Consider the following 2103-nt stretch of genomic DNA (forward strand, 5'->3'; position numbering starts at 1 on the left):
TCCTTCGGCCAGCCGTCGCCAGCTGCAGGCGGCAACCGGCGGCGACAAGAATCTGTTCTCCTGTTGCGTCGACATCGACCGCGCCGCGCTCGACACGATCGGCAATGCCGAGGAAAGCGCCAAATGGGTCGAGAGCCACGCCTATGGCACGGTGATCCTCGTCACCAACAATTATCATATGCCGCGCAGCCTGCTGGAAATGGGCAGGCTGCTGCATGGCGCCAAGCTCGAGCCCTATCCGGTGGTCAATTCCAACCTCGACAATGGCGGCTGGCTGACCAAGCCGCGGGCATTGCGCGTGCTGTTCACCGAATACAACAAATATCTGCTTGCGCTGGCGCGCGGCATCGTGCCTGTCAAGCCGACGCCCAACGGCATCGCGCTGGCCGAAACCGCGGCCGGCGGCTGATTATTCCCCTGCGGCCGCGCCCGAATTTCCCCTGAGCCGTGCGATCTCCTGCTCAAGGCGTTCGATACGCTTGTCCCGCTCGCCGAGTGCCGCCGCGACGTCGGCTGCCTCGAACCGTTGCGGGATGTGCTGCGGGCAGTTGGCATCCCAGGCCGAGACCGTGAACAGGACGACCTGCTCGGGGCGCGCTCCGTAGCCTTGCGGCATCAGCTTCGCCATCAGTTCGGCATCGTTCTCGACGACGCGCGCGGTGCCCCAGAGCTTGATGCGCTGGCGGTGCATATAGTCGATCAGGAACAGGAACGCCCTTGGATTGTCGGCCAGATTGCCCTGCGTGATGAACTGCCGGTTGCCGGAAAAATCCGCGAAGCCGATCGTATGTTCATCCAGCACCTTGAGGAAGCCGGCCGGCCCGCCGCGATGCTGGACATAGGGCTGCCCCTCGCGGTTGGCGGTCGACAGGAAGACGCTGGTCTGCATTTCGATGAAGGCGGCAAGATCCGGGGTGATGCCGGCCTGCCAGCCGCCACGCTCCTCGACGCGGGCATAGGACTGACGTGAGCCCTTGCGGGCCTGGATCGCCTTGACGGTCGGCGTGAAGGCGACGTCGCAGGTGACAGCATGCGCGTTCATGGAAAGCTTCCTTGCGGCAAGATGCTAAAGTCCGAGCTCCGACAGTGTCGGGTGGTCGTCCGGCCGCCGGCCGAGCGGCCAGTGATACTTACGATCGGCCTCGCCGATCGGCAGGTCGTTGATGCTGGCGATGCGCAGACGCATCAGCCCGTGTTCGTCGAATTCCCAGTTCTCGTTGCCGTAGCTGCGGAACCATGAACCGCTGTCGTCGCGCCATTCGTAGGCGAAACGCACGGCGATGCGGTTGCCGTGGAAGGCCCAGACCTCCTTGATCAGCCGGTAGTCGAGCTCGCGGCTCCATTTGCGCGTCAGGAAGGCCTGGATGGCGTCGCGGCCTTGCAGGAATTCGGCGCGGTTGCGCCAGCGGCTGTCCTTTGTATAGGCGAGCGCGACCCGCGCTGGATCGCGTGAATTCCAGGCATCCTCGGCCATGCGCGCCTTCTGCGCTGCGGTCTCGGCGGTAAACGGCGGCAGCGGCGGGCGGGCTTCGGACATGGCAACTCCTGTGCGAGGCCATGCTGCAGGCAGGGCCGACAGACTGGAATATAAGCCTTCCATCATTCAAAGGCAGATGGCATATTCGTAACTTGTCCTTCCATTTTTCGGAAGAACCTATGGATCGTCTCGAGGCCATGTCGCTCTTTGTCGCCGCGGTGGAGGCCGGCAGCCTTTCCGCGGCCAGCCGCCGTTTCGGCATTCCGCTGGCGACGGTCAGCCGCAAGATTTCCGATCTCGAGCGCCATCTGAACACACGCCTCCTGAATCGTTCGACGCGACGGCTGACACCGACCGATGCCGGCCAGGCCTATCTTGCCGCCTGCCGCCGCATCCTGGACGACGTCGGCGAGGCCGAACGCACGGCCGCCGGCGAATACAGTGTTCCGACCGGCGAACTGGCCATCACCGCGCCGGTCGTCTTTGGCCGCCTGCACGTGCTGCCGGTCGTCACCGGCTTTCTCGCCGCCTATCCCGACGTGGACATCCGCCTGACATTGGCCGATCGCATAACCCAGCTGGTCGAGGACCATTTCGATCTCGCCATCCGCATCGGCCGATTGCCC

The 2103-nt window shown here is 64.3% G+C and carries 4 protein-coding genes; 2 read left to right on the forward strand and 2 right to left on the reverse strand.

The window, feature by feature from the left end:
- The coding region (locus EN991_RS33765; protein WP_164769577.1) for a YdcF family protein at window positions 1-409 on the forward strand (409 nt) is incomplete at its 5' end.
- On the opposite strand, the gene EN991_RS33770 is transcribed toward EN991_RS33765, so the two are convergent.
- Complete coding sequence (locus EN991_RS33770) at window positions 410-1042, reverse strand: pyridoxamine 5'-phosphate oxidase family protein (RefSeq protein WP_127370361.1); 633 nt, start codon at window positions 1040-1042, stop codon at window positions 410-412.
- Between the two features lie 24 nt (window positions 1043-1066).
- Window positions 1067-1537 (reverse strand): DUF1348 family protein, encoded by a 471-nt coding sequence (locus EN991_RS33775; protein ID WP_013529396.1) that lies wholly within the window; start codon window positions 1535-1537, stop codon window positions 1067-1069.
- Window positions 1538-1656: 119 nt separating this feature from the next.
- Here EN991_RS33775 and EN991_RS33780 point away from each other — a divergent pair.
- A partial coding sequence (locus tag EN991_RS33780) for a LysR family transcriptional regulator (RefSeq protein WP_164769578.1) occupies window positions 1657-2103 on the forward strand: 447 nt, incomplete at its 3' end.

This window comes from Mesorhizobium sp. M7A.F.Ca.US.005.03.2.1, assembly GCF_003997795.1.
Lineage (GTDB): Bacteria > Pseudomonadota > Alphaproteobacteria > Rhizobiales > Rhizobiaceae > Mesorhizobium > Mesorhizobium ciceri.